The sequence below is a fragment of the Ulvibacter sp. 2305UL32-6 genome (assembly GCF_058148545.1).
In genome coordinates, this window is sequence record NZ_JBYVKA010000004.1 from 143,727 (window position 1) to 168,534 (window position 24,808).

General features: G+C 39.5%; 20 protein-coding genes and 1 tRNA gene. 9 read left to right on the forward strand and 12 right to left on the reverse strand.

The features are described from left to right. Window positions 1-85: 85 nt before the first annotated feature. Window positions 86-1,714, reverse strand: a complete 1,629-nt coding sequence (locus ACY2RU_RS13430) for an acyl-CoA carboxylase subunit beta (RefSeq protein WP_490138987.1) — start codon at window positions 1,712-1,714, stop codon at window positions 86-88. A gap of 145 nt (window positions 1,715-1,859) precedes the next feature. Here ACY2RU_RS13430 and ACY2RU_RS13435 point away from each other — a divergent pair, with 145 nt between their 5' ends. From ACY2RU_RS13435 to ettA, 5 genes are all read left to right on the forward strand, one after another. Continuing rightward, window positions 1,860-2,399, forward strand: coding sequence for an NADPH-dependent FMN reductase (locus ACY2RU_RS13435; protein WP_490138988.1), 540 nt, complete (start codon window positions 1,860-1,862; stop codon window positions 2,397-2,399). A gap of 2 nt (window positions 2,400-2,401) precedes the next feature. Continuing rightward, the gene (locus ACY2RU_RS13440; RefSeq protein WP_490138989.1) at window positions 2,402-2,839 is read left to right on the forward strand and encodes a MarR family winged helix-turn-helix transcriptional regulator; all 438 of its coding nucleotides are present in this window, start codon (window positions 2,402-2,404) and stop codon (window positions 2,837-2,839) included. A 110-nt stretch (window positions 2,840-2,949) separates the two neighbouring features. Then, a complete protein-coding gene (locus ACY2RU_RS13445) occupies window positions 2,950-3,819 on the forward strand; it encodes a pirin family protein (protein WP_490138990.1) in 870 nt (289 codons plus the stop codon). 258 nt (window positions 3,820-4,077) lie between these two features. After that, window positions 4,078-4,254 (forward strand): CAL67264 family membrane protein, encoded by a 177-nt coding sequence (locus ACY2RU_RS13450; RefSeq protein ID WP_490139274.1) that lies wholly within the window; start codon window positions 4,078-4,080, stop codon window positions 4,252-4,254. Between the two features lie 31 nt (window positions 4,255-4,285). After that, a complete protein-coding gene (ettA, locus tag ACY2RU_RS13455) occupies window positions 4,286-5,977 on the forward strand; it encodes an energy-dependent translational throttle protein EttA (protein WP_490138991.1) in 1,692 nt (563 codons plus the stop codon). A 332-nt stretch (window positions 5,978-6,309) separates the two neighbouring features. Here the strand turns inward: ettA and ACY2RU_RS13460 are convergent, their stop codons facing one another. Continuing rightward, window positions 6,310-8,856 carry a T9SS type A sorting domain-containing protein gene (locus ACY2RU_RS13460; RefSeq protein WP_490138992.1) on the reverse strand — a complete coding sequence of 849 codons (2,547 nt, stop codon included), beginning with the start codon at window positions 8,854-8,856 and terminating at the stop codon, window positions 6,310-6,312. Between the two features lie 195 nt (window positions 8,857-9,051). Between ACY2RU_RS13460 and ACY2RU_RS13465 the strand changes: the two genes are divergently transcribed. Beyond that, entirely contained in the window at window positions 9,052-11,082 is a 2,031-nt protein-coding gene (locus ACY2RU_RS13465; RefSeq protein ID WP_490138993.1) for a S9 family peptidase, read from the forward strand. 3 nt (window positions 11,083-11,085) lie between these two features. Here the strand turns inward: ACY2RU_RS13465 and ACY2RU_RS13470 are convergent, their stop codons facing one another. The 9 genes from ACY2RU_RS13470 to ACY2RU_RS13510 form a co-directional block, all read right to left on the reverse strand. Beyond that, window positions 11,086-11,508, reverse strand: a complete 423-nt coding sequence (locus ACY2RU_RS13470) for a response regulator transcription factor (RefSeq protein WP_490138994.1) — start codon at window positions 11,506-11,508, stop codon at window positions 11,086-11,088. Window positions 11,509-11,651: 143 nt separating this feature from the next. Further along, window positions 11,652-13,388 carry a LytTR family transcriptional regulator DNA-binding domain-containing protein gene (locus ACY2RU_RS13475; protein WP_490138995.1) on the reverse strand — a complete coding sequence of 579 codons (1,737 nt, stop codon included), beginning with the start codon at window positions 13,386-13,388 and terminating at the stop codon, window positions 11,652-11,654. 124 nt (window positions 13,389-13,512) lie between these two features. Next, a complete protein-coding gene (locus tag ACY2RU_RS13480; RefSeq protein ID WP_490138996.1) occupies window positions 13,513-14,316 on the reverse strand; it encodes an MBL fold metallo-hydrolase in 804 nt (267 codons plus the stop codon). 237 nt (window positions 14,317-14,553) lie between these two features. Continuing rightward, window positions 14,554-14,844 (reverse strand): hypothetical protein, encoded by a 291-nt coding sequence (locus tag ACY2RU_RS13485; RefSeq protein ID WP_490138997.1) that lies wholly within the window; start codon window positions 14,842-14,844, stop codon window positions 14,554-14,556. Between the two features lie 45 nt (window positions 14,845-14,889). Continuing rightward, complete coding sequence (locus ACY2RU_RS13490; protein WP_490138998.1) at window positions 14,890-15,345, reverse strand: GNAT family N-acetyltransferase; 456 nt, start codon at window positions 15,343-15,345, stop codon at window positions 14,890-14,892. A 9-nt stretch (window positions 15,346-15,354) separates the two neighbouring features. Continuing rightward, window positions 15,355-16,362 carry a formimidoylglutamase gene (locus ACY2RU_RS13495; protein WP_490138999.1) on the reverse strand — a complete coding sequence of 336 codons (1,008 nt, stop codon included), beginning with the start codon at window positions 16,360-16,362 and terminating at the stop codon, window positions 15,355-15,357. After that, window positions 16,359-17,594, reverse strand: a complete 1,236-nt coding sequence (hutI, locus tag ACY2RU_RS13500; RefSeq protein WP_490139000.1) for an imidazolonepropionase — start codon at window positions 17,592-17,594, stop codon at window positions 16,359-16,361. The genes ACY2RU_RS13495 and hutI overlap by 4 nt, the downstream gene beginning before the upstream one ends. Beyond that, window positions 17,591-18,814: a DUF3999 family protein gene (locus ACY2RU_RS13505; protein WP_490139001.1), complete on the reverse strand. Its 1,224-nt coding sequence runs from the start codon at window positions 18,812-18,814 to the stop codon at window positions 17,591-17,593. The genes hutI and ACY2RU_RS13505 overlap by 4 nt, the downstream gene beginning before the upstream one ends. Continuing rightward, on the reverse strand, window positions 18,798-21,191 hold the full coding sequence (locus tag ACY2RU_RS13510) for a DUF2339 domain-containing protein (protein WP_490139002.1): 2,394 nt from the start codon (window positions 21,189-21,191) through the stop codon (window positions 18,798-18,800). The genes ACY2RU_RS13505 and ACY2RU_RS13510 overlap by 17 nt, the downstream gene beginning before the upstream one ends. Window positions 21,192-21,499: 308 nt before the next feature. Here ACY2RU_RS13510 and ACY2RU_RS13515 point away from each other — a divergent pair, with 308 nt between their 5' ends. From ACY2RU_RS13515 to ACY2RU_RS13525, 3 genes are all read left to right on the forward strand, one after another. Beyond that, window positions 21,500-22,666: a trans-sulfuration enzyme family protein gene (locus ACY2RU_RS13515; RefSeq protein WP_490139003.1), complete on the forward strand. Its 1,167-nt coding sequence runs from the start codon at window positions 21,500-21,502 to the stop codon at window positions 22,664-22,666. Beyond that, window positions 22,663-23,379: a bacillithiol biosynthesis deacetylase BshB1 gene (gene bshB1 / locus ACY2RU_RS13520; protein ID WP_490139004.1), complete on the forward strand. Its 717-nt coding sequence runs from the start codon at window positions 22,663-22,665 to the stop codon at window positions 23,377-23,379. Before ACY2RU_RS13515 ends, bshB1 begins: the two co-directional genes overlap by 4 nt. A gap of 110 nt (window positions 23,380-23,489) precedes the next feature. After that, window positions 23,490-23,565, forward strand: a tRNA-His gene (locus ACY2RU_RS13525). A gap of 82 nt (window positions 23,566-23,647) precedes the next feature. Here the strand turns inward: ACY2RU_RS13525 and ACY2RU_RS13530 are convergent. Then, complete coding sequence (locus ACY2RU_RS13530; protein ID WP_490139005.1) at window positions 23,648-24,679, reverse strand: M28 family metallopeptidase; 1,032 nt, start codon at window positions 24,677-24,679, stop codon at window positions 23,648-23,650. Window positions 24,680-24,808 lie beyond the last annotated feature (129 nt).

The window sequence follows — 24,808 nt, forward strand, 5'->3', positions numbered from 1 at the left end:
AATTAGAAATACTTATATTTTTAAAGGGTCCGTTAGTAAATTACTAACGGACCCTTTTTATATGTTATAATTAGTATACTTTCAATTAAACCTGTATTACACCTAAGTTAAATTTCTTTTCAATAGGGGCGTGGTTAGCCGCTTCAATACCCATAGAGATCCATGTACGCGTATCTAAGGGATCAATCACAGCATCGGTCCAAATACGCGAAGCAGCATAATAAGGTGAAATTTGCTTGTCGTAGCGTGCTTTGATGCGGTCGTATAATTCTTTCTCCACTTCAGGAGTGATGGTTTCTCCTTTTTTCTTTAACGAAGCAGTTTCTATTTGTAGCAATACCTTGGCGGCACTATTTCCACTCATCACCGCAAGCTCAGCACTTGGCCAGGCCGCGATCAATCTTGGGTCATAGGCTTTTCCGCACATAGCATAATTACCAGCACCGTAAGAATTTCCTATAATGATCGTAAATTTAGGAACGACACTATTACTTACAGCGTTTACCATTTTGGCTCCGTCCTTTATAATCCCGCCGTGCTCACTTTTACTTCCAACCATAAAACCAGTTACATCTTGAAGAAATACCAAAGGAATTTTCTTCTGATTGCAATTAGCAATAAAACGCGTGGCTTTGTCGGCGCTATCACTATAGATCACACCACCAAATTGCATTTCACCACTCTTGGTTTTGACGAGCTTGCGTTGATTGGCAACAATACCCACTGCCCAGCCATCGATGCGTGCATAACCTGTAAGGATAGTTTTACCATACCCTTCTTTATATTCTTCAAAATCGCTGTTGTCAACAATGCGCTTAATAATTTCACGCATATCGTATTGATCGGCGCGTGATCTAGGTAAAATACCATAGATGTCTTTTGGGTCTTCGGAAGGCTTCGCGGCTTTTTCTCTATTATAACCAGCTTTGTCATAGTCCCCGATCTTGGAAATAATATTTTTGATCTTGTCTAAAGCGTCTTTATCGTCTAACGCTTTATAGTCGGTTACTCCACTAATTTCACAGTGCGTCGTCGCTCCGCCCAAGGTTTCATTATCAATGCTTTCACCAATGGCAGCTTTTACTAAATAGCTACCTGCTAAAAAAATACTTCCTGTTTTATCAACGATCAAGGCTTCGTCACTCATAATTGGAAGATAAGCTCCTCCGGCAACGCAGCTGCCCATAACGGCCGAGATCTGCGTGATCCCCATACTGCTCATGACAGCGTTATTTCTAAAAATGCGTCCAAAGTGTTCTTTATCCGGAAAGATCTCATCTTGCATTGGAAGGTAAACCCCAGCGCTATCTACCAAATAAATGATAGGAAGACGGTTTTCAATAGAGATTTCTTGTGCACGTAGATTTTTTTTACCCGTAATAGGAAACCAAGCTCCAGCTTTTACGGTAGCGTCATTGGCAACTACGATACACTGTTTTCCTTGTACATATCCAATTTTTACAACTACACCGCCACTTGGGCAACCACCGTGTTCTTCATACATACCATCACCGGCAAAGGCACCGATCTCGATCGATTTCTTCTTTGGGTCGAGTAGGTAATCAATACGTTCGCGAGCCGTAAGTTTTCCTTTCGCATGGTGCTTTTCAATCCGTTTTTCTCCACCGCCTAATTTTACCTTGGCAAAGCGTGTGCGCAAATCGGATGCTAATAATTTATTATGATCTTCGTTTTTGTTGAAGTTGATATCCACGTGTCTATAGTTTGATGCGAAGGTACAAAATATAGCTATTTCCTTTCGTATCAATAAAACCAAAAAATAATTATACACCATGGAAGTAGTTTCCTAGGAATATATATTTATTTTTTATAACTTTGTGTTATCAAATAATGACACTATGAAAAAAATACTTGGCTTTGCCGGAAGTAACAGTAGCACTTCCATTAATAAACAATTGGTTGAATACGCAACGAGTCGTCTGCACGATGTGGAGGTAACTATTTTAGATTTAAATGATTTTGACTTACCTATCTACGGAATTGATTTGGAAAAGGAACATGGGATTCCAGAACCGGCACATGCATTTTTAAAGCACATAAAAGAGTCAGACGGCATCGTCATATCGCTAGCCGAACACAATGGGGCTTATTCAACTGTTTTTAAAAATGTATTCGACTGGGTGTCTAGAATTGACGGCAAATTGTGGAGCGGAGTTCCTATGCTACTCATGGCAACATCGCCAGGAGGTAGAGGAGGAGCCACGGTTTTAGAGATCGCGAAAAATCGTTTTCCATATATGGGTGGAAATGTGATTGCATCATTTTCGCTTCCAAGTTTTAATGATCATTTTTCAGAAAAGGGTATTACCGATTCGACCTTAAAGACCGTTTTTGACAAAGCGTTAACCGATTTTGAAGCAGCAGTAGAAAAGCAATAACAATGGGCGATATTTCAAAAGACATACAGAGTTCGTTCAAGAATGCAAAGGTTAAGGCACTGCTTAATATCATTTATACAGCCAATTGGATTCAAGGACAACAGAATGCGTTTTTTAAGCCCTTCGGAATTTCGCCACAACAATACAATGTCTTGCGAATTTTAAGAGGTGCGGGCGAAGCGATTTCGGTTCAAACCATTAAAGATCGCATGTTAGAACGTTCTCCGAATGCTACGCGCATGATGGACAAATTGTGTGCGAAAGATTTGATAGAACGTGTGGCTTGCCCAACCGATAGGCGTGTGGTGCATATTGAGATCACCAGGCAAGGTTTGGAACTGCTCACACAGATCGATAGCGATCTAAAACACGATTATTTAAAGAACCTAAGCGTTCAGGAAGCAGAAATATTGAGTGATTTACTCGATAAGATACGGTGATACTAGTGAACGGTGAGCGGTGAAAAGTAAAAAGAAGGTGCTCGGTATTGGGCATATATTTAAAACGTATTTTCAACATACGAACATATTTATTAAAGAAAGAAAAAGAGATGAAATACAATAGCATAAAAAAAATAGGAAGAAGTGATTTTGTAAATATGGGGCCCATAAAATTGCGCCAACCATTGCCAACACAAGATATCGAGCTAATCGACCCTTTTGTGTTGTTACATCACTACGGGCCGTACCCCATCAATGAATTTAATAATCCGTTTGATCTGGGTCCGCACCCGCACCGCGGTTTTGAGCCTATTACCTTTTTGATCCAAGGAGAACAATTGCATCGCGATTCGTTGGGAAACGAAAGTGTTGTTAAAGCGGGTGATGTACAATGGACTACTGCAGGTAGAGGTATTATTCACGCTGAAGGTCCAACCAAAGAGTTTGTGAAGAAAGGTGGAAACTTAGAAGGAATTCAATTGTGGTTGAATTTGCCCGCGGAAAAGAAAATGATCCCAGCAAATTATCAGCATGTGGCGAATGAGGATTTTCGTGTGGTTTCTTCGGAAGATGGGAAAGTAGAAATTCAAGTGATCGCCGGATTATTGAATGAAACCTACGGAAGAATAGCAACGCAAACACCCGTAAATGCTTATATGATTCAAGTAGCTGAAGACGGACAGTTTGATATTCCCGTTCCTAACAGTCATCAATCCATGCTCTATTTATTGCAAGGAGAAGTGACCATTAATGATACCGAAGTTCTAAAAACGAATCAGAATCAGTTAAGTTGGTTTGAACAAGACGGCGAAGGATTTTCTATAAAGGGAAATGCTAAGAGTACATTACTCTTTCTATCAGGTGAGCCTTTTCATGAAAAAGTTCAAAGTTGGGGTCCGTATGTGATGAACAATCAGACCGAGATCATGGAAGCTTTGCGTGATTATGAGCAGGGTAAAATGGGTTTTCTTCCTAGCTAATATTTAAGCATCCATAGGGATGCTTTTTTTATAGAAATATGCGATATTTGCCACTGCATTAGGCTCGCCTGCACGGAGTGATACATTCTTGCGGTAATTATTCCTAATCTAGTGTTTGGAAATTTGGAGATGATAAATGCTTGGCATATGCCATGGCATCTCCTTCAGAGCTCAAATAATGAATATTACAGTGATGCGTCTGGCCGAGATCAAGCAAATGCGGGTGTCTGGGCAACGCCAAAAAAAGAAAATCTTATGATGAATAAAAATACAGTTTTAGGTTGGGCCACATTGATCATGATCATAGTAGGTTGCAGTCTAATTGCTTTAGGCGCATTTCGATACGACGATGTAGCGGGATGGGGCTTTGCGGCGGTCGGTATCGGCTTTTTTGCAATTGCCTGGGTCTTCAATGCGTTAAAAGGGCGCATGTAATTGAGCAACTAACTTATTAAACAAGCAAACTATGTCTGACGATAAAAAAGTGATTTTTTCTATGTCTGGTCTTACCAAGACCTTTCAGAACGCACAAACTCCAGTACTTAAGAATATTTATCTGAGCTTCTTCTACGGCGCTAAAATTGGTATTTTAGGTCTTAACGGAAGTGGAAAATCAACTCTATTAAAGATCATTGCTGGTGTAGAAAAGAATTACCAGGGTGATGTTGTTTTTGCACCAGGTTATTCGGTTGGGTATTTAGAACAAGAACCCAAATTGGACGAGAATAAAACAGTTCTTGAAATTGTACGTGAAGGTGCTGCTGAAACGGTGGCCATTCTTGACGAATACAACAAGATCAACGATATGTTTGGCTTGGAGGAAGTTTATAGCGATGCAGATAAAATGCAGAAGCTGATGGATCGCCAAGCGGTACTTCAAGATGAAATTGATGCTGCCAATGCATGGGAACTAGACACCAAATTAGAGATCGCAATGGATGCTTTGCGCACGCCAGATGGCGACAAAAAAATTGGTGTACTTTCTGGTGGGGAACGTCGACGTGTAGCACTTTGTAGATTATTGCTTCAAGAACCAGACGTACTGCTACTCGATGAGCCTACCAACCACTTGGATGCAGAAAGTGTTCACTGGTTAGAACATCACCTAGCGCAATACAAGGGTACGGTTATCGCGGTTACACACGACCGTTACTTTTTAGATAATGTTGCTGGCTGGATCCTTGAATTAGATCGTGGCGAAGGTATTCCTTGGAAAGGAAATTATTCTTCTTGGCTTGATCAAAAGTCAAAGCGTATGGCGCAAGAGAGTAAAACAGCATCCAAAAGACAGAAAACATTAGAGCGGGAGCTCGAGTGGGTTCGTCAAGGAGCTAAAGGCCGTCAAACTAAACAAAAGGCGCGTTTAAATAATTACGATAAATTAATGAGTCAAGATCAGAAACAGCTTGACGAAAAGTTAGAGATTTATATTCCTAACGGTCCGCGTTTGGGAACAAATGTGATCGAAGCAATTGGTGTAAGCAAAGGCTACGACGATAAATTATTATACGAAAATCTAAATTTCAATTTGCCTCAAGCTGGTATTGTGGGAGTTATTGGTCCGAATGGTGCTGGTAAAACTACCATTTTCCGTATGATCATGGGAGAGGAAAAACCTGACAAAGGTGAATTTAAGATCGGTGAGACAGCTAAGATCGCGTATGTAGATCAAGCACACTCTAATATTGATCCTAGTAAAACAATTTGGCAAAACTTTAGTGACGAGCAAGAATTGGTCATGATGGGTGGAAAGCAGGTTAACTCAAGAGCGTATTTAAGCCGATTTAATTTTAGCGGGAGCGAACAAAATAAGAAAGTAGAACTACTTTCGGGTGGAGAACGCAACCGTTTACATTTGGCAATGACCTTAAAGGAAGAAGGAAATGTCTTGCTATTGGATGAGCCTACAAACGACTTAGACGTAAACACGCTACGAGCACTTGAAGAAGGTCTGGAGAATTTTGCAGGATGTGCCGTGGTTATTAGTCACGACCGATGGTTTTTAGATAGAATTTGTACGCATATTTTAGCTTTTGAGGGAGACAGTCAAGTGTATTTCTTTGAAGGAGGCTTTAGTGAATACGAAGAGAATAAGAAGCAACGCCTAGGCGGTGATCTTATGCCGAAACGTATTAAGTACAAGAAATTGGTGCGCTAAGCTGTGTCTAACGACTCCAGAACTGGTTATGCCTCATGTAGCCTAAAAGTATGAGCAAAAGACTATTCTATATTATCTTTTATCTACTATCGCCATTAAATTTTTATTTAGCGATTAGTCTGGTGCAATCAATAGAAGAACCTGATCCATTAATTGATTGTGTTCCTTTATTGTATACCAATATTTGCGTATCACAGACTGTGCTTATCATCTTTATTGCCTTGATAGCATTGATAGGTATGCTATTATTTTACAATAGGCATAAAATTATAAAAGAAGATTCATAGTGACCTAAAACGCTACTCTTGACTCAGTAATTTGCGTCCGATTTGTTATTCAACGATCAGTTGTTTTGTAAATTGTTTTTTCCCACTTACAATGCGCACCACATAGATTCCGCTATTGATATCACTAATTGTAAAGGTTTTTTCTTCGGAAGGATTCAACATTCCGTTGTAAAGTGTTTTAATCTTTTTGCCTTGGATATCGAACAGCTCAATACTTGCTTCGAAAGATATTTGGTGCTTGATCGAAAATTGATCTCTGGCTGGATTTGGATAGATCGCGATCATTTCCGAAGTTACTGATACTTCATCTACATTTAAAATCAAACTGTTCATATCATATTGATGCATAGATCTTCCGAAGGTACCTGCATACAAAGTGTTAGTAGGCTCGTGAAGCTTTAAGTCACGAATAATGGTGAGTGGTAGGTTGTTACCCAAAATGGTCCAAGAACCGCCCTCATTAGATGAATACCAAACGTTGAGATCGGTTGCCAGTAAAAGAAGACCTCTGGTGTCATCGATTATAATATCATTGACAGGAATGTTCGGTAAATTGGAAGAAATAGATCCCCATGTTTGTCCGCCATCAATTGTTTTAAACACATGCGGATCATAATCGAGTTCGCCAAAACCAGAAATGGTCACATAAGCTATATTGTCGTTATTTGGTGAAACCGCAATAGATGTAATGTAACGATCGGGTAATCCATTGCTACTATTAGTCCACGTTGCGCCACCATCAAAAGTCACTTGCACGTTTCCGTCGTCGCTACCCGTATAAATTGTATTTAAATTTAAATGAGAAGTTCCAATTGCCGTAATGGTTCCGTAAGATAGTGAGCCACTTGGATGTTGTCCATCGGTGAGATCGGGGCTAATTGGCGACCATAGGGCAGCTTTATCGGAGACGTACAAACGTTGTGTTCCGCAGTAAACTGTTTCCGAATCAAAATTTGAAAGCTCAATAGGTGTATTCCAATTGTTGCGATCTGCAGCGTCAATACCGTTAGTAGCAGAGCTAAAATTAATACCGCCGTTTGTAGAGCGTCCAATATTTCCATATTGTGACTCAACATAGATATAATTGTTGTCGTTAGGATCTACACGAACATGGAAGCCATCACCACCCCAAATCGAATTCCAGTCGTTTGTGCCTGCTGTTGTTGTTCTAATGGTGTTATTGTCTTGCGTACCGCCATAAAGTCGTTCAGGTTGCAGATTGTCAACTTCAATATTGTAAAACTGTGTAATAGGAAGGTTGGTAAATTTCGTCCAGCTATTCCCGCCATTTTCAGAAATATAGGCACCACCATCGTTTCCGGCGAGCACCATATTTGGATCATTGGTTGAAAATTCCATGGCGTGATGATCTACGTGCATACCTGAGATCGGACTCCAAAGTGCGCCGTCATTATTTGTTCTATAAATAGATTGACCAAGCACCCAAAGCTGTGTTGGGTCATTTGGGTTTACACGAATATTTCCGAAGTACCAACCAAAACTAGCATCTATAAAGGTGATGGACGCTGTGTTTATTTCATTCCAAGTACTACCATTGTCGGTTGATTTGTAAATGGCGTCAAACGAATTGGTGATCTCGTTGGTGGTGTAACGCGCATAAACAGTTGCTGGATCTGCAGCTGAAATGGCCAAACCAATACGTCCACGTTCTGTTGAAGGCGCGGGCAATCCGTTTGCTACTCCTAACTCGATCCATGTATCACCACCGTCAACAGAGCGATGTACCGCCGAGGTCTCTCCGCCATAATCGCGTTGCCAAGGCTGACGAGTTCGTTCCCACATGGCAGCAAAGAGGATATCAGGATTTACTGGATTCATGGCAACATCTATCGCTGCTGTAGAATCGGTTACAAATAGAACTCGTTCCCAGGCTGTGCCACCGTTAAGCGTTCTATAGATCCCGCGATCGTCATTTTTACCATATAGCTGCCCGGTGGCCGCTGCAAAAACACGATCTGGATTTGTTGGGTCAATAACAATACGGCCAATATGATTACTGTTTGGTAAACCCACATTGGTCCAATTTTCGCCAGCATCACTACTACGATATACACCATCGCCAAAGAAGGCTCCTGAAGTAGCGCTTCCATTGGCCTCACCAGTTCCAACATATACAATATTTTCATCAGAGGGTGCAATAGCGATATTTCCTATAGAGGGTTTCCCGATACCGTCAAAAACAGCATTCCAAGTTTGTCCGCGGTCTGTGGTTTTAAACACACCACCCACGGGGGTTGTTACAAAAAAAGTATTGTCATCGCTAGGGGAGATAGCCACATCTGTAATTCTACCACCAGTGTTTAGAGGGCCCACCAATTCCCAGTCTGTTCCTTGGTTTTCTGGTCTCTCTGAAAGAATGGCGCGCGTTTGCAGAACGGCCTTTTCCATTGCTTTCTTGTTAATAAAGTTATTTGGGTACGCTCGTTGATTATACATCCACTCATTAGGAAATTCTTTAGCAAGTTCTTTTTGAGTTTCGTGTTTTTTGTCTGTTTGGCAAGCCGTTAAGCACGTAAAAATAAATAGTGCAAATAGGCCAAATACTGAGCTGAAGGTATAATTTGTTTTCATAGCGTTCTTTTCTGAAGGAAGACCTTCTCTACAAATGTAATAGATACTGAGAAAAATGTGATCGCAAACGATTATAAATTAGGCGAAAACGAAAGATTTAACGCTATAAGGTATTTATAAAATTAGTTTGGAAAGCCTTTGCCGTTTGAAAACGTGTCTAAAACAAGTATCTTTAGCTTTTTAAAATTTGTTCCTATGAAACTTCCTTTTTGTATTCTTTTTGTGTCTTTCTTTCTTTTTACTTCCAGCGTCTTTGGGCAGATTCAAAAGCCTTTCGAGTATTTAGATGTCTTTCAGTTAGAATATACTGGAGATCCACAGATCTCTCCAGACGGAAAGACGATCGTCTATCGTAGAACGGGTTTTGATATTATGGAAGATAAAAGTGCAGGGAATTTATGGGTGATTACTTCCGATGGAAAAAAACATCACAAACTAACAATCCGTGAAGGGAATGAGAGTAATGCTCGATGGTCTCCCAGTGGTGATCGCATTGTCTTTGTAAGTGCTTCGGAAGCAGGTAGTGAGATCTATATGTATTGGATGGAAACAGGGTCTTTAGCCAAATTAACCCAGTTAGATAACAGTCCGTCAAACCTAGCATGGTCACCCGATGGGAAAAAGATCGCGTTTACGATGAATGTAAACGAAAAAGCACCGGTACTGGTAAAAATGCCTGAAAAACCTAAAGGAGCTAAATGGGCAAAAAAGCCAAGGATCACAGATCGTTTAAAGCATGAAGCCGATGGTGCTGGGTATTTAAAGCCTGCCTTTAAGCATATTTTTACGATTCCTTCGGAAGGTGGCACACCCCGTCAACTTACTTCAGGGAATTATAATCACGGCGGATCTTTGTCTTGGTCTGCTGACGGGAATAAGATCTATTTTTCAGCAAATAGAAACCTAGACTGGGAATATGACTTTAGAAATTCAGAGATTTATGGAATCAGTTTAATTACAGGATTATTTGAAACATTAACTGATAGAAACGGACCAGATAGTGCTCCTATTGTTTCACCAGATGGAAAGCAAATTGCGTATTTGGGTTTTGAAGATAAGGTGCAGACCTATCAATTACGCCAATTACAAGTGATGAGTACCAACGGATCCAATAAACGATTGGTTTCAGGGAGCTTAGATCGAAGTATTAGTGATGCCGTTTGGGATGCCGATAGTAAGGGGTTTTACATTACTTATGATGACCGCGGAAAGACGAAATTAGCTCATATAACCCTTAATGGGAAGGTTACAGATATTGTAAATAACGTAGGTGGAACTACATTAGGCCGCCCTTATGCGAGTGGTAGTTTTTCAGTAAGTAAAGATGGTAAGATCGCTTATACTATTTCACATTACGACAGGCCAGCCGATGTTGCAATAGTTGATAAAGGCAATAAAAAACCTTCTATTTTAACCAATATCAACGAAGATCTACTAGGACATTGTGAAATAGGTCGAGTAGAAGAAGTTTGGTACAAATCAAGTGTTGATGGGCGTGATATTCAAGGTTGGGTAGTATATCCACCACGTTGGGATAAACGTAAAAAGTATCCGTTGCTCGTAGAAAATCACGGAGGTCCTATTTTAAATTATGGAGATCGCTTTTCAGCAGAAATACAATTATATGCGGCAGCTGGATATATGGTTTTTTATCCAAATCCGCGTGGAAGTACAAGTTATGGTGAAGAATTTGGAAATTTGTTGTACAATAATTATCCGGGGAATGACTACCACGATGTCATGGATGGTGTAGATTATGTATTATCTAAAGGGAAAGCAGACCCGAATCGTCTGTATGTGACTGGTGGTAGCGCTGGTGGTATCATGACGGCGTGGATGATTGGCAAGAATAATAGGTTTAAGGCTGCTGTGGTAGCAAAACCTGTAATGAATTGGATCAGCAAGACACTGGTGGCCGATAATTATTACGGCTATGCAGATTCTCGTTATCCTGGGCAACCATGGGAAAACTTTGAAAATTATTGGAAATTTTCTCCTATCTCGCTAGTCGGTAATGTTGAAACACCAACGATGGTTATGGTTGGAATGGATGACCTTAGAACGCCACCTTCGGAAGCCAAACAGCTCTATCACGCATTAAAGTTGAGAAAGATCGAAACAGTTCTGGTTGAAATTCCAGAGGCCTCACACGGAATTGCTGCAAGACCTAGTAATCTCATTACAAAGGTAGCGCATACCCTAGCTTGGTTTGAGAAATATAAATAATGCTCACTTCAGTTCTAGTAAGAGCGAAAGCTTTACAAGGTCTGAAATTGTATTTAGGTTGAGCTTTTTGTACATATTCTTTCGGTGTGTTTGTACCGTATGATTTGAAATGTGCAAATAGGAAGCGATCTCTTTGGTCTGCAAGCCATCCGCGATCAATTTTAAGATGGTTTTCTCCTGTGTAGTTAAAGATTTAATAAGTTCTGCAGTAATTCCCTTATCGCGTAAATTTTGTACCATTCGTATATATGAATGGTTTACTTTTTCTAGTTTCGACAAAATAAATTGCTCTTGATGTAGATAGCGAACTTGCTCGTCTGAGATAAGGTTTAAAAATAATATTAATTCGTTTTGTTGTGAACTAAGTGGTGAAGTAAGAAGACTATGATCGTTTAGAAGTGCGTTAATTTGGGGCGTAGTGTTCATAAGGATCTGCAATAGTTAGTAATTTAATTTATACTAAAACTAATGCAAAAAGCGTCGTTAAGTGCCTAAAATCAGAGGGTTTGTCACTAACTACATGTTTTCTATCACCAATAACATAGCAGTTTTTTACCTGTTGTCATGAACTACTTGTTTTGTGTAGGTGGTTTGCTGAGCAAAATTTCTTTTAAGATGGGCTTATAAGTTCTTGACAGTGGCAACCAGGTTCCATCTTCTAACATGATCTTGGTAGAGTTAATAATTCGTATGTATTTTAAATTGACCACATACGACTTGTGGATTTGTGCAAATCCTTTTGATTGTAAATGTTCAATACAACTTTTCAAAGTGTCTCTATCAATTTCAGGTTTTGCATTTCCTTCGCTAAAATACTCCAAATAATGTCCGTCTGATTTGATATACTGAAGTTGATCTGTTTTCAGAACAGCCTTGCTCTTAAGATGCAAGAGGGAAGCCGGACTTGAATCTTGCTTACCGAAAGTTTTGATCTCCTTCCGAAGCACTTCCAATTCCTTTTTAGAATCGCTATTTCGCTTGACAAGTAAAAATATAAACAACGCCAATATAACTAAAACGATAAGCACGGTAAACGTGGTCGATTGGTAAAAAGCTTTGTCACTATTGAGACCATCAATGGTCTTATCTTTTTCTTTAACCTGATGTTTGGTTATTATTTCAGATAGATTTTTGGCATTTTCAGCTTTCAACAATTGATCTTCTATCTTTTTTACGTCTTTTAAATAGGCGTTAGAACGTTTGTAATTCCCAGAGGCTTCATGTGCAGTTGCCAGTAATTCAAAGGCGCCTTTTTGTTTATTTTGAAGGTTTAATTTTTTTGAGATCACTACGCTACTATCCAAATATCTTATGGCGGTACTGTATTGTTTTTTCTGAAGATAGCTGTCACCCATAAACAATAAGATATCACAGGTTCCCATTTCATTGTTGGTGGCTTTAAAACCTGCACCGGCCTTCTTAAAGTAATAGACGGCGCTATCCTGCTGATTTTCATTCATAAATGTGCGTCCCACATTTTGATATGCCAGATATTCACCTCTTTTCAGGTTTCTACTTTTGTAATGCGGAATGATCTTTTGGAGATAAAAACGCGCTGAATCATACTGCTTTAAAACATTGTGATTTACCGATAGGTTATTGTAGATTCGGTACTCATCGGTCACATTATTGGATCTTTTCGCGATACGAAGTCCTTCATGAAAGCTTTTACTAGCTTGCTTTGGATTATCGAGTCCAGATTGTGCAATACCAATATTCATTAAAACACTAGGCTTTTTTGCATCACTCCCAAGACTATCCCATAGATGAAGCGCTTGTTCGTAATAACGAATTGCCTCAGTAAAATTTGATCTATTTTTTTCACCTATACCGAGACTGTTATAGGCTAAGGCAACGTTTTCAACATCTTGATTTGCCATTGCAATATCACGCACCCTCATGAACCCCGCTTGGGCGCTATCACCCACACCTTTTCTTCCGTACGAGGTCGCTCTATTGATAAGCACCTGCATCATATTGGTGTATTCATCTTTTAACCCTCGCTCTTTATACAATAAGGCTGAATCACAGTATATAATACTTTGATCCATTTCGCCTTTACGATATTGTGCATAGCCCTTTAAAATATATCCTTTGATCATTCCCCGCAAATGATCGCTAGGGCGTGCTTTTTGAAGAATTTGGTCTCCGTAATGATCTATACTATCGGGAAATTGTGCAAATTGACTAGAACGTTCAATAAGAACTTCGATCTGTTTATCAAGCGGATTTTGTGCGTTGGAAAGAAAAATTCCTAAAAAAAAAGTAAAAATAATGCAACGTACTGCGCGTGGAAATTGGGGCATGCGAGGAGTGGGTTAGTGTGTGATAATTTGATTTTTAAATATATAAAAATTTTGCCACTCACATTACAATTTGTAATTGGCAGAATATCAAACAACTAAATCGAAGTGTTATTTTTAAAAGCAGTTATTCTTTAGGATACCAATCTAGTTGCACCACTTCAATAGCTTCAGAAGCACTTGATTTTTTAATTAGTGTTGCAAAAAGATCTACGTCGCTTAAGCCTTCTGTCCCACGATAATGATATGGATAAACTTGTTTTGGCTTAAAATCGGTTACAGCGCTCGCGGCACTTTGAACAGTCATGGTGTATGGAAGATTCATACAAACAAAAGCGACGTCAATATCTTGAAGAGAGCGCATTTCAGGAATGTCTTCCGTATCTCCCGAAATATATACACGGAAGCCGTCTTTTTCTATGACGTAACCATTACCACGACCTTTTTCATGAAATTTAAGCGCTTCTTCCCGAAGGTTATACATTGGGATAGCTTCAAAAGTAAAGCCAGGAAAGCCTTCGACCTTGGTTTCATTGCCGTTGTCAAGAGTGATAGCTTTTAGCTGTATTTCTTCTTCCAATTTCTCGACTACTGCTTTTGGTGCAATAACTCCTGTTGTGGCAGTGTTAACCGCGCTAAGCGTTTCATTATTTAAATGATCGCCATGTATATCTGTAATTAAGATGAGATCTGGGGCGTCTTGATCCTTAAAAGCGTCTACACCGCCTACGGGATCAACATAAATGGTCTTTCCATCCCAATGAAGTACCATTGTTGCGTGTGATATAGGGGTTACTTTAAAGTTGGTTTCTGTTGCTTCTTCTGAAATTTCTTCGGAAGTTACTTTGGCCGTTTCTTCTGAAGTATTTTGATTGTTTTTACATGCTGTAAAGCTTAATAAGGTAAGAGCGATGATGGCTAACTGTTTCATGGCGATTTCTTTTTTCAGAAAGTTAGTGACATTTCCGAAGAGTAAAAGGCTGTTTTACAATTTTTTAACGCAATGCTATTTGTTTTTTATAAGGATATCAACAAGGCTTATCATTGTTATCCTTTCTTCAGAAAAAAGAAAAAGCAGTAAACCTCATTAAACAAAAACTTACTGCCCTGTCACTAACTAACACTCAAAAATCACACAGATTAAAACATTCGGAGGCATCAAACACTTCTACATCGCCAATGATCCTTTGACTTCCCAAGAATAAGCTCCGTTATGATCAATAAAAATATCGGTGTCTTGGTTGGCCGTTCCAATAGGATCGTCGTCATCATTATTTCCTGAATGTGCTATTCCTTGCAAACCACACCCACGATTACCATGGAGCGGCAAATTTCTAGGGAGCATGTAGTTTCCGCTAGCCCAAAAGAACTGGTCGCACTCGGCACTTACATTTTCTTCTACTTCTTTGTAGGCAAAATCAACCTCTCCGGCAGAATTTCGAGCATCAGAGAAGATCAATCGATGATCTGTAATTGAAAAATAAAGTAAAAGAGCTTTTAGAAATTACAGCGGATAATCCATCTTGATATTACTGCGCTTGTAAGGGTTGTCTTTAGGAATTCCGACTTCCTGAAAGCCAAATTTTCTATAGATATGAATTGCGTTTTCTAAGAGCGTATTTGAGTAGAGGTAGAGTCCGCTGAAGGATTCCGACTTAGCGAAATCGATACAATGCTGCATGAGTTTCTGCCCGATCTGTTTACCTCTTTGGTTAGGTGAAACGGCCATCTTTGTGAGTTCAAATACATTTTTATTACGTTTTAGAAGTGCTACGGTACCGAGTACAAGATCGTCTTCAATCGCGAAGAAAATATGGCCACCTGGCTCAACAATGTATTTTATGGGATTGCTAAGCACTTCTCTGTCATAAGGTTCCACATAAAAATAAGTTTCAAGCCATTCTACATTAAGATCGTAGAAAGCTTGTGTATAATCTGTATGAAAAGGAACGATTTGCATTACTGGATATTAGGTTGCTTTTAGTGTTTTTTCTGAAATACAATCTGAAACCAGATATGCGATCATTTTTGCTACTTGGTTTTGGAAAATTCCAGTGTCTGGATTGCCTTCGCAGAAATGCACATATTTACAATTAGGAAGGGTAGCAAAATGTGAAACAAACTGGCGGGTTTCGGAAACAGAAAAACCGCTTGGTGTCATCGCGCTACTTCCCATATTCTCAATGGCATCGAGATCAATTTCGAGTCCGAAGGGCTCATTGCTTATAAATGCTTTAGATTGTTGTATGGCTTCGGAAAAGGGCAGGGTTTGTGTTACTTTAATCGCTTCAAACAGATTAAACCGAATGCGTTCGGGATGTTTTCGGAGGTCTTTAAAAACGGCTTCCGACGTGTAATTTCGGTGTAAACCGAAAATAAAATATTTATCTAAGAATCCGTCGTTAAAGGCGTAGCTAAAACCATTGCCACTATGGCGGTGTTCTAAAACTCTAAAATCGGTATGCGCATCGAAATTGATGCAATTAATAGGTTGGTTTAACGCTTTCGAGGTTCCTTTAATGTTTCCGTAGCTGTTGTTATGACCGCCACCAATGATGATCGGAAATTTTCCTGCCAAAACAATCTTTGCTACGACTTCAGCGACTTTTGCGTCTATTTGTTCAACAAGTGCTCCAAGGTCGACCATGGAAGTGCTCTTGGCTGCTTTTGTCATTTCATCGGAACAATCTATTTCCCCAAGAATGATAACGTTTTTGGCTTGCGTAAGTTCATTGTCTTGAATATTACAGAGAACGTTTAATGCGGCATGCCAAGCATTTGAAGTTCCCGGGTTTCCGTAGTTAGCGCGTACGCCAATATCTTCCGAGATCCCAAAGACCACATATTTTGCTGGGTGCTTTTTAAGTTCCTCCCAATTGCGAACAAGGCCTACGGCCTCGCCGAACTTACGTTCGCCCGCGCGTTTAGCAACGCGCTTCGCAATTTCTGCTTCCGAAGAAAAAATAAAAACACTCATACTTTTTTTCCGTTTAAATATACCGAATCGATCAAGTTACTTCCGAAGGCATATGGTAAATAGCCGTATGATGGGATGGGTTTGGTAATTATAACATTGGCCTTCTTGCCTTTGGTGATACTTCCATGTGTATCACTCAGTCCCATGGCATACGCACCATTGATTGTTGCTGCGTTAATAGCTTCTTCTGGGGTCAATTTCATTTTAATACAAGCTGTGGCAACCACAAAATTCATATTTCCGCTGGGTGTTGACCCCGGATTATAATCGGTTGCAAGCGCTAAAGGCAAGCCGGCGTCAATTAATCGTCTTCCCGGTGTATAGGGAATACTCAAAAAATAGGAGCAGGAGGGAAGCGCAACGGGCATGGTTTTACTGCCTTGTAAGGCGTTTATATCATCATCGGTGAGTACTTCAAGATGGTCTACGCTTAACGCGCCATTTTTTACGCCTGCTGCGATTCCGCCAATGGCGTTAAACTGATTGACGTGTATTTTTGGGATGAGTCCATAAGGTTTTGCAGCTTTTAATAAGCGCTCTGTATCTGCAACGCTGAAATAGCCCGTTTCACAGAAAATATCTACATAACTCGCTAGTTTTTCGGCAGCGATCTTTGGAAGCATTTCGTTGATGATAAGGTCTAAATAGCCTTTTTTATTGTCTTTATATTCGGAAGGAACTGCATGAGCTCCTAAAAAGGTAGTTTTTATGGTAATAGGGAAATCGCGGTCTAATTCTTTTGCCACTCTTAACATTTTGAGTTCAGCTTCGGTTGTGAGCCCGTAGCCACTTTTGATCTCGATAGCACCTGTACCCATGCGCATAACTTCTTTGAGACGCTCAGCCGATTGGTCGTAGAGGTCATCTTCGCTGGTTTGTTGTAAGGTTTTAGCCGAATTTAAGATTCCGCCACCACGCTCGGCGATCTCTTGATAAGAGAGTCCGTTAATACGATCTACAAATTCTTGTTCACGATTTCCGGCATAAACTAAATGACTGTGCGAATCACACCAAGCGGGAAATACCATCTTTCCAGAGCAGTCGATCGTTTTAAACGCTTCAAGTTTTGGGATGTTTGGCATACTTCCGAAGTCGGCTATACGATCATCCTTAATTAATAGCCAAGCATTTTTTAGCGTAGGGAGTTGTGACATTTCGGCGCCACTAACTTTAAACACCGATGTTTCACGAACCTGTATGAGTTCCTTTATATTAGTTAAGATCAGTTTCATTTTTTAAGCATTTTTAAAGAGAAATATCCCAAGACAAAACTAATGATCCCCATGATGGCCCAAAGCCATGCTTTATTTTCAAAGAGGGATGGTTTTTTTTCTATTTCTACGTTTCGGATCGGAATTGCACTACTGAGATTAAGTGCACTGGGACTTTGGGGAACCGAATTGGTAAATTGTTCAATATCGTAGCGAGGTTTTAGTGCCTTGTCATTTCCGTACACTAAAAAATAAGTAGCTTCTTTCGTAAAACGTGCTATAAGCTCATGTTTATAGCCTTTTATTTTTGCTCCCGAGATGGTTAGCGGCTCATTGTCGTTGTTTTCAATGATCACCCGTAGACGGTAAAGTGAAGTGCTAGGAAGATCAAAGCCCCCTTTATCAACAGACGAGAGAGTCCCCGAAAAGAGCTTGCCGTAGTTATAGCGCCAGCCTTGTTCAGTTTTGACGCTATCAACAACATATTGAATATGAATAGGACGATAGTAATCGAAGTTCTCACCAACTTCTAGCTGCAGAAAACTTGCGGCAATAGTTTGGTTTAGATCTATGTCGATGACGGTTTCGTTGCGTTGGGAGTTATTTTGAGTTTGAATATTTTTTACTGAAAATTCGTTGTAAAGCGGACTCGTAATTTCTTTTAAAGATAGTTGCCCTTTGGTTAATTGTGGTTTTTTGTCTGCTGGAATGTTCAGCCTATAATAACTATATTTTGCCTGAGGAAATTGAAGATCTGTAAATTGATAATTTGTCGATGCATTTATGAGTGAAACAATGCGATAATCTTCAACAATAGTAAACCATTCATTATTATCATTACTACCTTCAAGTTTTACCTTCCAATCGAAGTTTTTGTTATCAAAATCAAGGTGAATATGATTGATTGGTTCTTCGGAAGGTATCTGGAAGGTAAAGAAATAGCCTTTGGCATTTTTAGTTTCATTTAGTTTTTTCGCAAAAGCACTGCTGTTCTTTACGGTTTTTGATTTTTTCCGAAGTAAATACGGCACTTCAATGGTGTCATTTTCTGAAGTAATTCCGTAGATGCGAATATCGTTTAGCGCTTGTTGGGTGTTTCCGAAGACAGCATCAGGCAAAATAATGCTGTGCCAAGTTTGGTCTACACCTTGCAGTTCTTGTTTGTAATTATAATCGTTCATTTGTGCAAAAGCACAAGACCCAGTTATTAGCAGGAAAAAAAGCTTATTCAGTATCTTCATTACCTTTCGAGATTTTAATTTTGAATTTGTTATACAAGAACGAAATAAGCAATAATAAAATACCTAAAGCTACAAAAACAATAGTTTTAGATAAGGTATTGAGGTAGGTGAGATCGTAGAAAAATAGTTTTATAAGGGTTAATGCAAATAATACAATGGCAGCAATGCGCAAGTATTGTTTGTTTTTCCAAATTCCAATCACGATCATTAGCAAGGAATAAACACCCCATAAGATACTTAACCCTAACTTGTATTGTTGTTTTGAGCCACTCAGATCCATCCAGCTTAGCAATTCGCTACTTAATACCCATATAAGTGCAATTTGAAGCATCATGCTAAAAGTTATTTTTAAGCCCAGATTAGTAATGTGTTTTTTAATAAACAGATGTGACACATAGATCGCCAAAGCTAAAAATGCTAAGGAGATATACCGAATGATCATATTGAAATTGCTACGGATGTAAAGGTCTGCACCTTCTTGATCGATATAACTTTCACGTAATTCGCTGATAGCGTATAAACCTTGTCCTAAAAACACTAATACCGCAGTAATAGTAAGCCCTAGCGTAATATAGCCTAAGATGTTATTTTTGATTTTTTTCAAATTAACAAGACCTAGCAAGCTAAAGAAGAGCAGGGTGAAGTTGAGGATCCAAACCGATTTATACGTCATTATATCTTGATCATACGAAGTAGTTGGGTAGTTGGCGCCATTTAAGTTTGTTTCGATCATAGAAGCATGATACATATATTTAAAGTAATATTCGATCTCTAAACGTACAGCCATATACAAAGCAAAAATTAGCATGGCTGGCATAAAGAAGGAAAACAACATTCTGAGCACATTCTTTTTTGAAAGCGCCGCCGTTGTCTTAGTTTTATGATCTATATAGTTGATAAACGCAAAGGCCAATACAAAGATCATCGAACTTGCAAAAGCAATATTTACAAAGAATTGCATAGGCTCGATCTTGTCGAGATAATTAAAGTAGTGTGCCAGATAGACTTCATACCAATCATGCATAAGACTAAGCATGGCCAACGTCATTAGTACGTAACTAACCTTTTCAAATGCGGGAAGTTCTTTGGTTCTTCCCACCCAAAATAGAAGTGCAGCCTCAGCGACCCATAACAAGCTTACCCAATTTCCGTCCAATTGTACAGGAATAGCAATGGTAATAAAGGTTAACACCATGATGGCGATAAGATATAGTAGACTTTTATGCGCCTGTTTTTTTCTGAAAATGATCGCACTCACGATAAAATGGATCACCGCATTGGCTAAAGTGAAAACACCAAGAAGTTGAATTCCTGTTTCATGATCGTTTAGAATGGCATAACCGAATCCATAATAAATAAAGGAATTCAGCAAAACAAGAATGACATCTGTAGTTGCAAAGGCTTCTTTTCGTTTTAGTTTATAAGCAAGGAAGGTGACATAAAAAATGATAAAAAATACGGTAGCAAAAGCAAAGGCAATAGTAAACTGTGTCTCTGTATCATATTGCATGATAAACCAAGATGCATAGATAAGCCACGTAAGCGCAAAGGATACGTAATAAACAGGTTTCCAGTATTTCGTAAATGCAATGATCAATACGCCAATGTTAATGATCGCCATATAGCTAAACAATACAGCTGCATTTCCGGAACCATCGCTAAGTAAGAAAGGTACAGCGTACGCGCCAACAAGACCCAAGTGCGCAATGATCTGCTTGTTGTAATTAAGAGCAGCGATCACGGTAAAGGCTGTAAATAAGAACATCAACCCAAAGGCCGCTGTTTGCGGGATCAGCGCATAGAAGTCATAAGCAGAAAAGGTAGTGAAGTACATAATTGCCATGGCGCCACTAACCAAAACTGCACTATAGTTGAGATAGTTCTTTTTTAATTTGAGTCCGATACCAAGCAATCCCAATCCAGCAACAAACCCAAGAATAATACGTGTTAACGGACTAATTAGATCGTTGTCAATAGAGTATTTAACCCCTATAGAGACACCGATAATTAAAATGATGATACCGATCTTGTTGATGAGATTTTCACCAATAAATTTTTCGATATCCGACTTCCCTTTTCTTTTTTTCTTCGGAAGTGGTTGTGAAGTTGATGGCTGTGAGGGGCGCGGGTGCATCTCTTTTTTAACGGTTGCTTCGGAAGAAGCCATAGATTGCACAATTACCTCGGATTTTGCGGTTTCTGCAATTGGTGGTACTGTTGCGGTGATTTCAGCTTGAGATGGTTTTACTTCCGCAGACTTTAAACGAATAATTTCTTGCTGTAACTCTGCAATTTCCTTCGAAAACAGTGCTTGTCGTTGCGACAAAGATTCGAGTTTGGCGAGCAAGACATCGAGGTGATTTTGATTATCGTTCATAGTGTGTTGGGTTTATCTGAAATCTATGGCACCTAGTCTGTTTTATTAGTTGAACGCGTGGTTGGATCTTTTTTTCTCCCTTCCCTGCAAGAACATTGCCTTCGGCTGGAGAAAACTGAATGGCGACGGCACCGATCTTTCGCGCTGATATAATTTCGAGCGTAAAGTCTTCATTTGTAACAGCGACCTGCCCGAATGTTTTCAGCGAAAATACAAGGACACAACCCAGTGCTAACCAATTTTTCATTTGCTAAATATAGAAAACCTTAAAAGGAAATACTACCTTAGAGGCTCAAAATTTCAGTAGGATGAAAAAAGAAAATCTTGGTATAAATACGGTTTGTGCGCACGTTGGCGAAATAAAGGATGAGCAGTTTCAAGGTGCTGTATCGCCCTTATACATGTCAAGTTCTTATGCATATGAAAATGTGGATGTAAAGCGCTATCCGCGTTATTTTAATACCCCCAATCAAGAGGCGTTGGGTAAAAAAGTAGCTGCTTTAGAGAAATGTGAGGCTGGGATGATCTTCGGAAGTGGCATGGCAGCAGTAAGCACATGTTTACTCGCTTTTTTACAAAAAGGAGACCATGTAGTGGTTCAAAAAACGATCTATGGAGGTACCTATAATTTTATTGTGGAGGAGTTTCCGAAGTACGGAATCGAATTTTCCTTTACGGAAGGATTTAATGAAACCGATTTTGCTTCAGAAATAAAAGAAAACACCAAGGTTATTTATATAGAAACACCTTCTAATCCGTTGATGCTTATTACTGATCTAGAAATGATCGCTCGTCTTGCAAAGCAACATCATTTAGTTTCAATGATCGATAATACCTTTGCATCGCCGATCAATCAGACCCCAGCCGATTTTGGGATCGATATCATGATTCACAGTGCGACCAAATATATGGGTGGCCACAGTGATATTTGCGCGGGTGCTGTAGCGGCTTCCGAAGAGCATATTCTAAAGATCTGGAATGTTGGTAAGAATTTAGGTGGAAGTTTAAGCGATTACACCGTTTGGTTGCTAGAACGCAGTATGAAAACCATGGCGCTTCGTGTAAAGGCTCAAAATAAAAATGCTAAAAGTTTGGCCAAATGGTTAGATAAACACGCGATGGTGGCAAAAGTGCACTATCCTGGATTAAAATCGCATCCCGATCATTTATTGGCTAAAAAGCAGATGTCTGGCTATACAGGAATGTTATCTTTTGAATTAATTAATGGTATTGATGCGAACAGTTTTATGCAATCATTAAAGCTGATCAAACAATCTATGAGCCTTGCAGGTGTTGAGTCTACAGTACTTTCTCCAACCAAGACCTCACATGCCTTACTAACTGCGGAAGAACGCGAACGACAGGGCATTGCCGACGGACTCATACGTTTTTCGGTTGGGATTGAAGAGAAAAAAGATCTAATAAGCGATCTTACACAAGCCTTTGAAACAGCTGTTAAAAAAGAATTAGTATGAAATTAGACATATTAGCCATAGGAGCACATCCTGACGACGTTGAAATGAGCTGCGGAGCAACGCTTGCCAAAGAAATTGCCCACGGAAAGAAAGCCGGTATTGTTGATCTTACTCGAGGCGAGTTAGGTACACGTGGCACTGCTGAAACACGAGATAATGAAGCTGCTGCGGCTGCAAAAGTTTTAGGGATCTTAGCTCGTGAAAATTTGGATCTGGGTGATGGGTTTTTTGTAAACGATAAGGCTTCACAGTTAAAACTTATTGCGATGCTGAGAAAGTATCGCCCGGAGGTTGTTTTTTGTAATGCCATTAGGGATCGCCATATAGATCATGGTAAAGGGAGTGCGTTAGCGAGTGATGCCTGTTTTTTAAGTGGTCTTCGCAAGGTAGAAACTTTTATGGATGGCGTGTTACAAGAGGCGTGGAGACCGAAGCACGTTTTTCACTATATTCAATGGGAAGATATTACACCAGACATTGTGGTGGACGTATCAGGTTTTATGGAAACAAAGCTTGAGGCGATTAAAGCGTATAAAACGCAGTTTTATGATCCAGACTCTAAAGAGCCTATTACCCATACAGCAACAAAAAACATGTTTGAAAGTTTAACCTACCGACATAGAAATTTGGGTAGACTTATAGGAACTGAATACGGAGAAGGCTTTACCACAGAGACCTATCCGGCTGTAGCTTCAATTTTTGATTTGATCTAAAATATTTTCAATAGAAGTATTGTCCATAGTTCGTAAAAGATATATATTTGCACCCTCCAACGCTGCAAAATATGTGGTTATGGAGGACAAAAGTCCTTAAAAGAGTCCATGGTGGTTGTAGCTCAGCTGGTTAGAGCGCTGGTTTGTGGTACCAGAGGTCGCCGGTTCGAAACCGGTCTTCCACCCAAAAAGCAAAAGCTTCCCTTTATAAGGGAAGCTTTTTTTGTTTTACTGTATATTCTAGTTGTTTTTTTTTCGAATGTGCTAGCTATTCTAGTTTGTCTGCAGTAATACGTCCCTCTCTATTGGCGAGTTCCCAAGCGGTGTAGAAAATAAGCTGCGTACGTTTAGCCATTAGATCGTATTCAATTTTGTCTGGTGTATCTGAGATCTTATGATAATCTGCGTGCACTCCATTAAAATAGAAGATCACAGGAATATTATTCTTTGCAAAATTATAGTGATCACTTCTGTAATAGAATCGGTTGGGATCATTTTCGTCATTAAAAGTATAATCTAACTCAAGATTCGTGTATTTGGTATTGATCTCTTCGGAAACGTCATGCAATTCCTGACTAAGCTTATCGCTACCAATAAGATAGATATAATTAGGGTTTTCTGCCTTGTCTGGATCAATACGTCCGATCATATCAGTATTGAGGTTTACGACTGTATTTTCCAAAGGAAAAATAGGATTTTCGGTGTAGTAGCGCGATCCGTGTAAACCAATTTCTTCTCCCGTTACGTGGAGGAAAAGGATAGATCGTTTAGGGCCATTTCCGTCTTCAGCAGCTTTTTTAAAGGCTTCGGCCATTTCCAAAAGCGCAACCGTACCGCTACCATCGTCATCGGCTCCATTAAAAACGTTGCCTTCCTTATCCATTCCTACGTGATCTAAATGGGCGGAAAGAACGATGATCTCGTCTGGTTTTTCAGAACCTTTTATAAAGGCAACTACATTTTCAGAACCTTCAGAACCTTCTAGGCGTTGAAAATACTCAGCAGGGATCGATTGGTAGTAGTTGTTTTCCTCAAGAGCAGCTTCTATTTTGTGATCTTGATAAAAATTCCGAAGATATTCAGCGGCCATTTTTTGTCCCTTACTTCCCGTCATTCTACCCTCCATGGCATCACCAGCATAGATGTATAAATGTTTTTTTAAATCGGCTGCAGTAATGGTATTCGCATACTTTACTGGAGATACTACTGTATCAATTTTATCATTTTGTTTAACTTCGGTTTTTGTAGCATTGCACGAGGCGATAAGCACCGTCATTGCTGCAACAACAAATATTTTCATAACTTTTCAGAATTAATTAATCGGGTCTAAAGATACGGTAACTTGCTAGGGGATATGTGAAAATTATGTGAAAAAGAACTTTTCCTATTTCCGAAGGAAAAAACGAAGCTCCACAATCGCTATATTTGC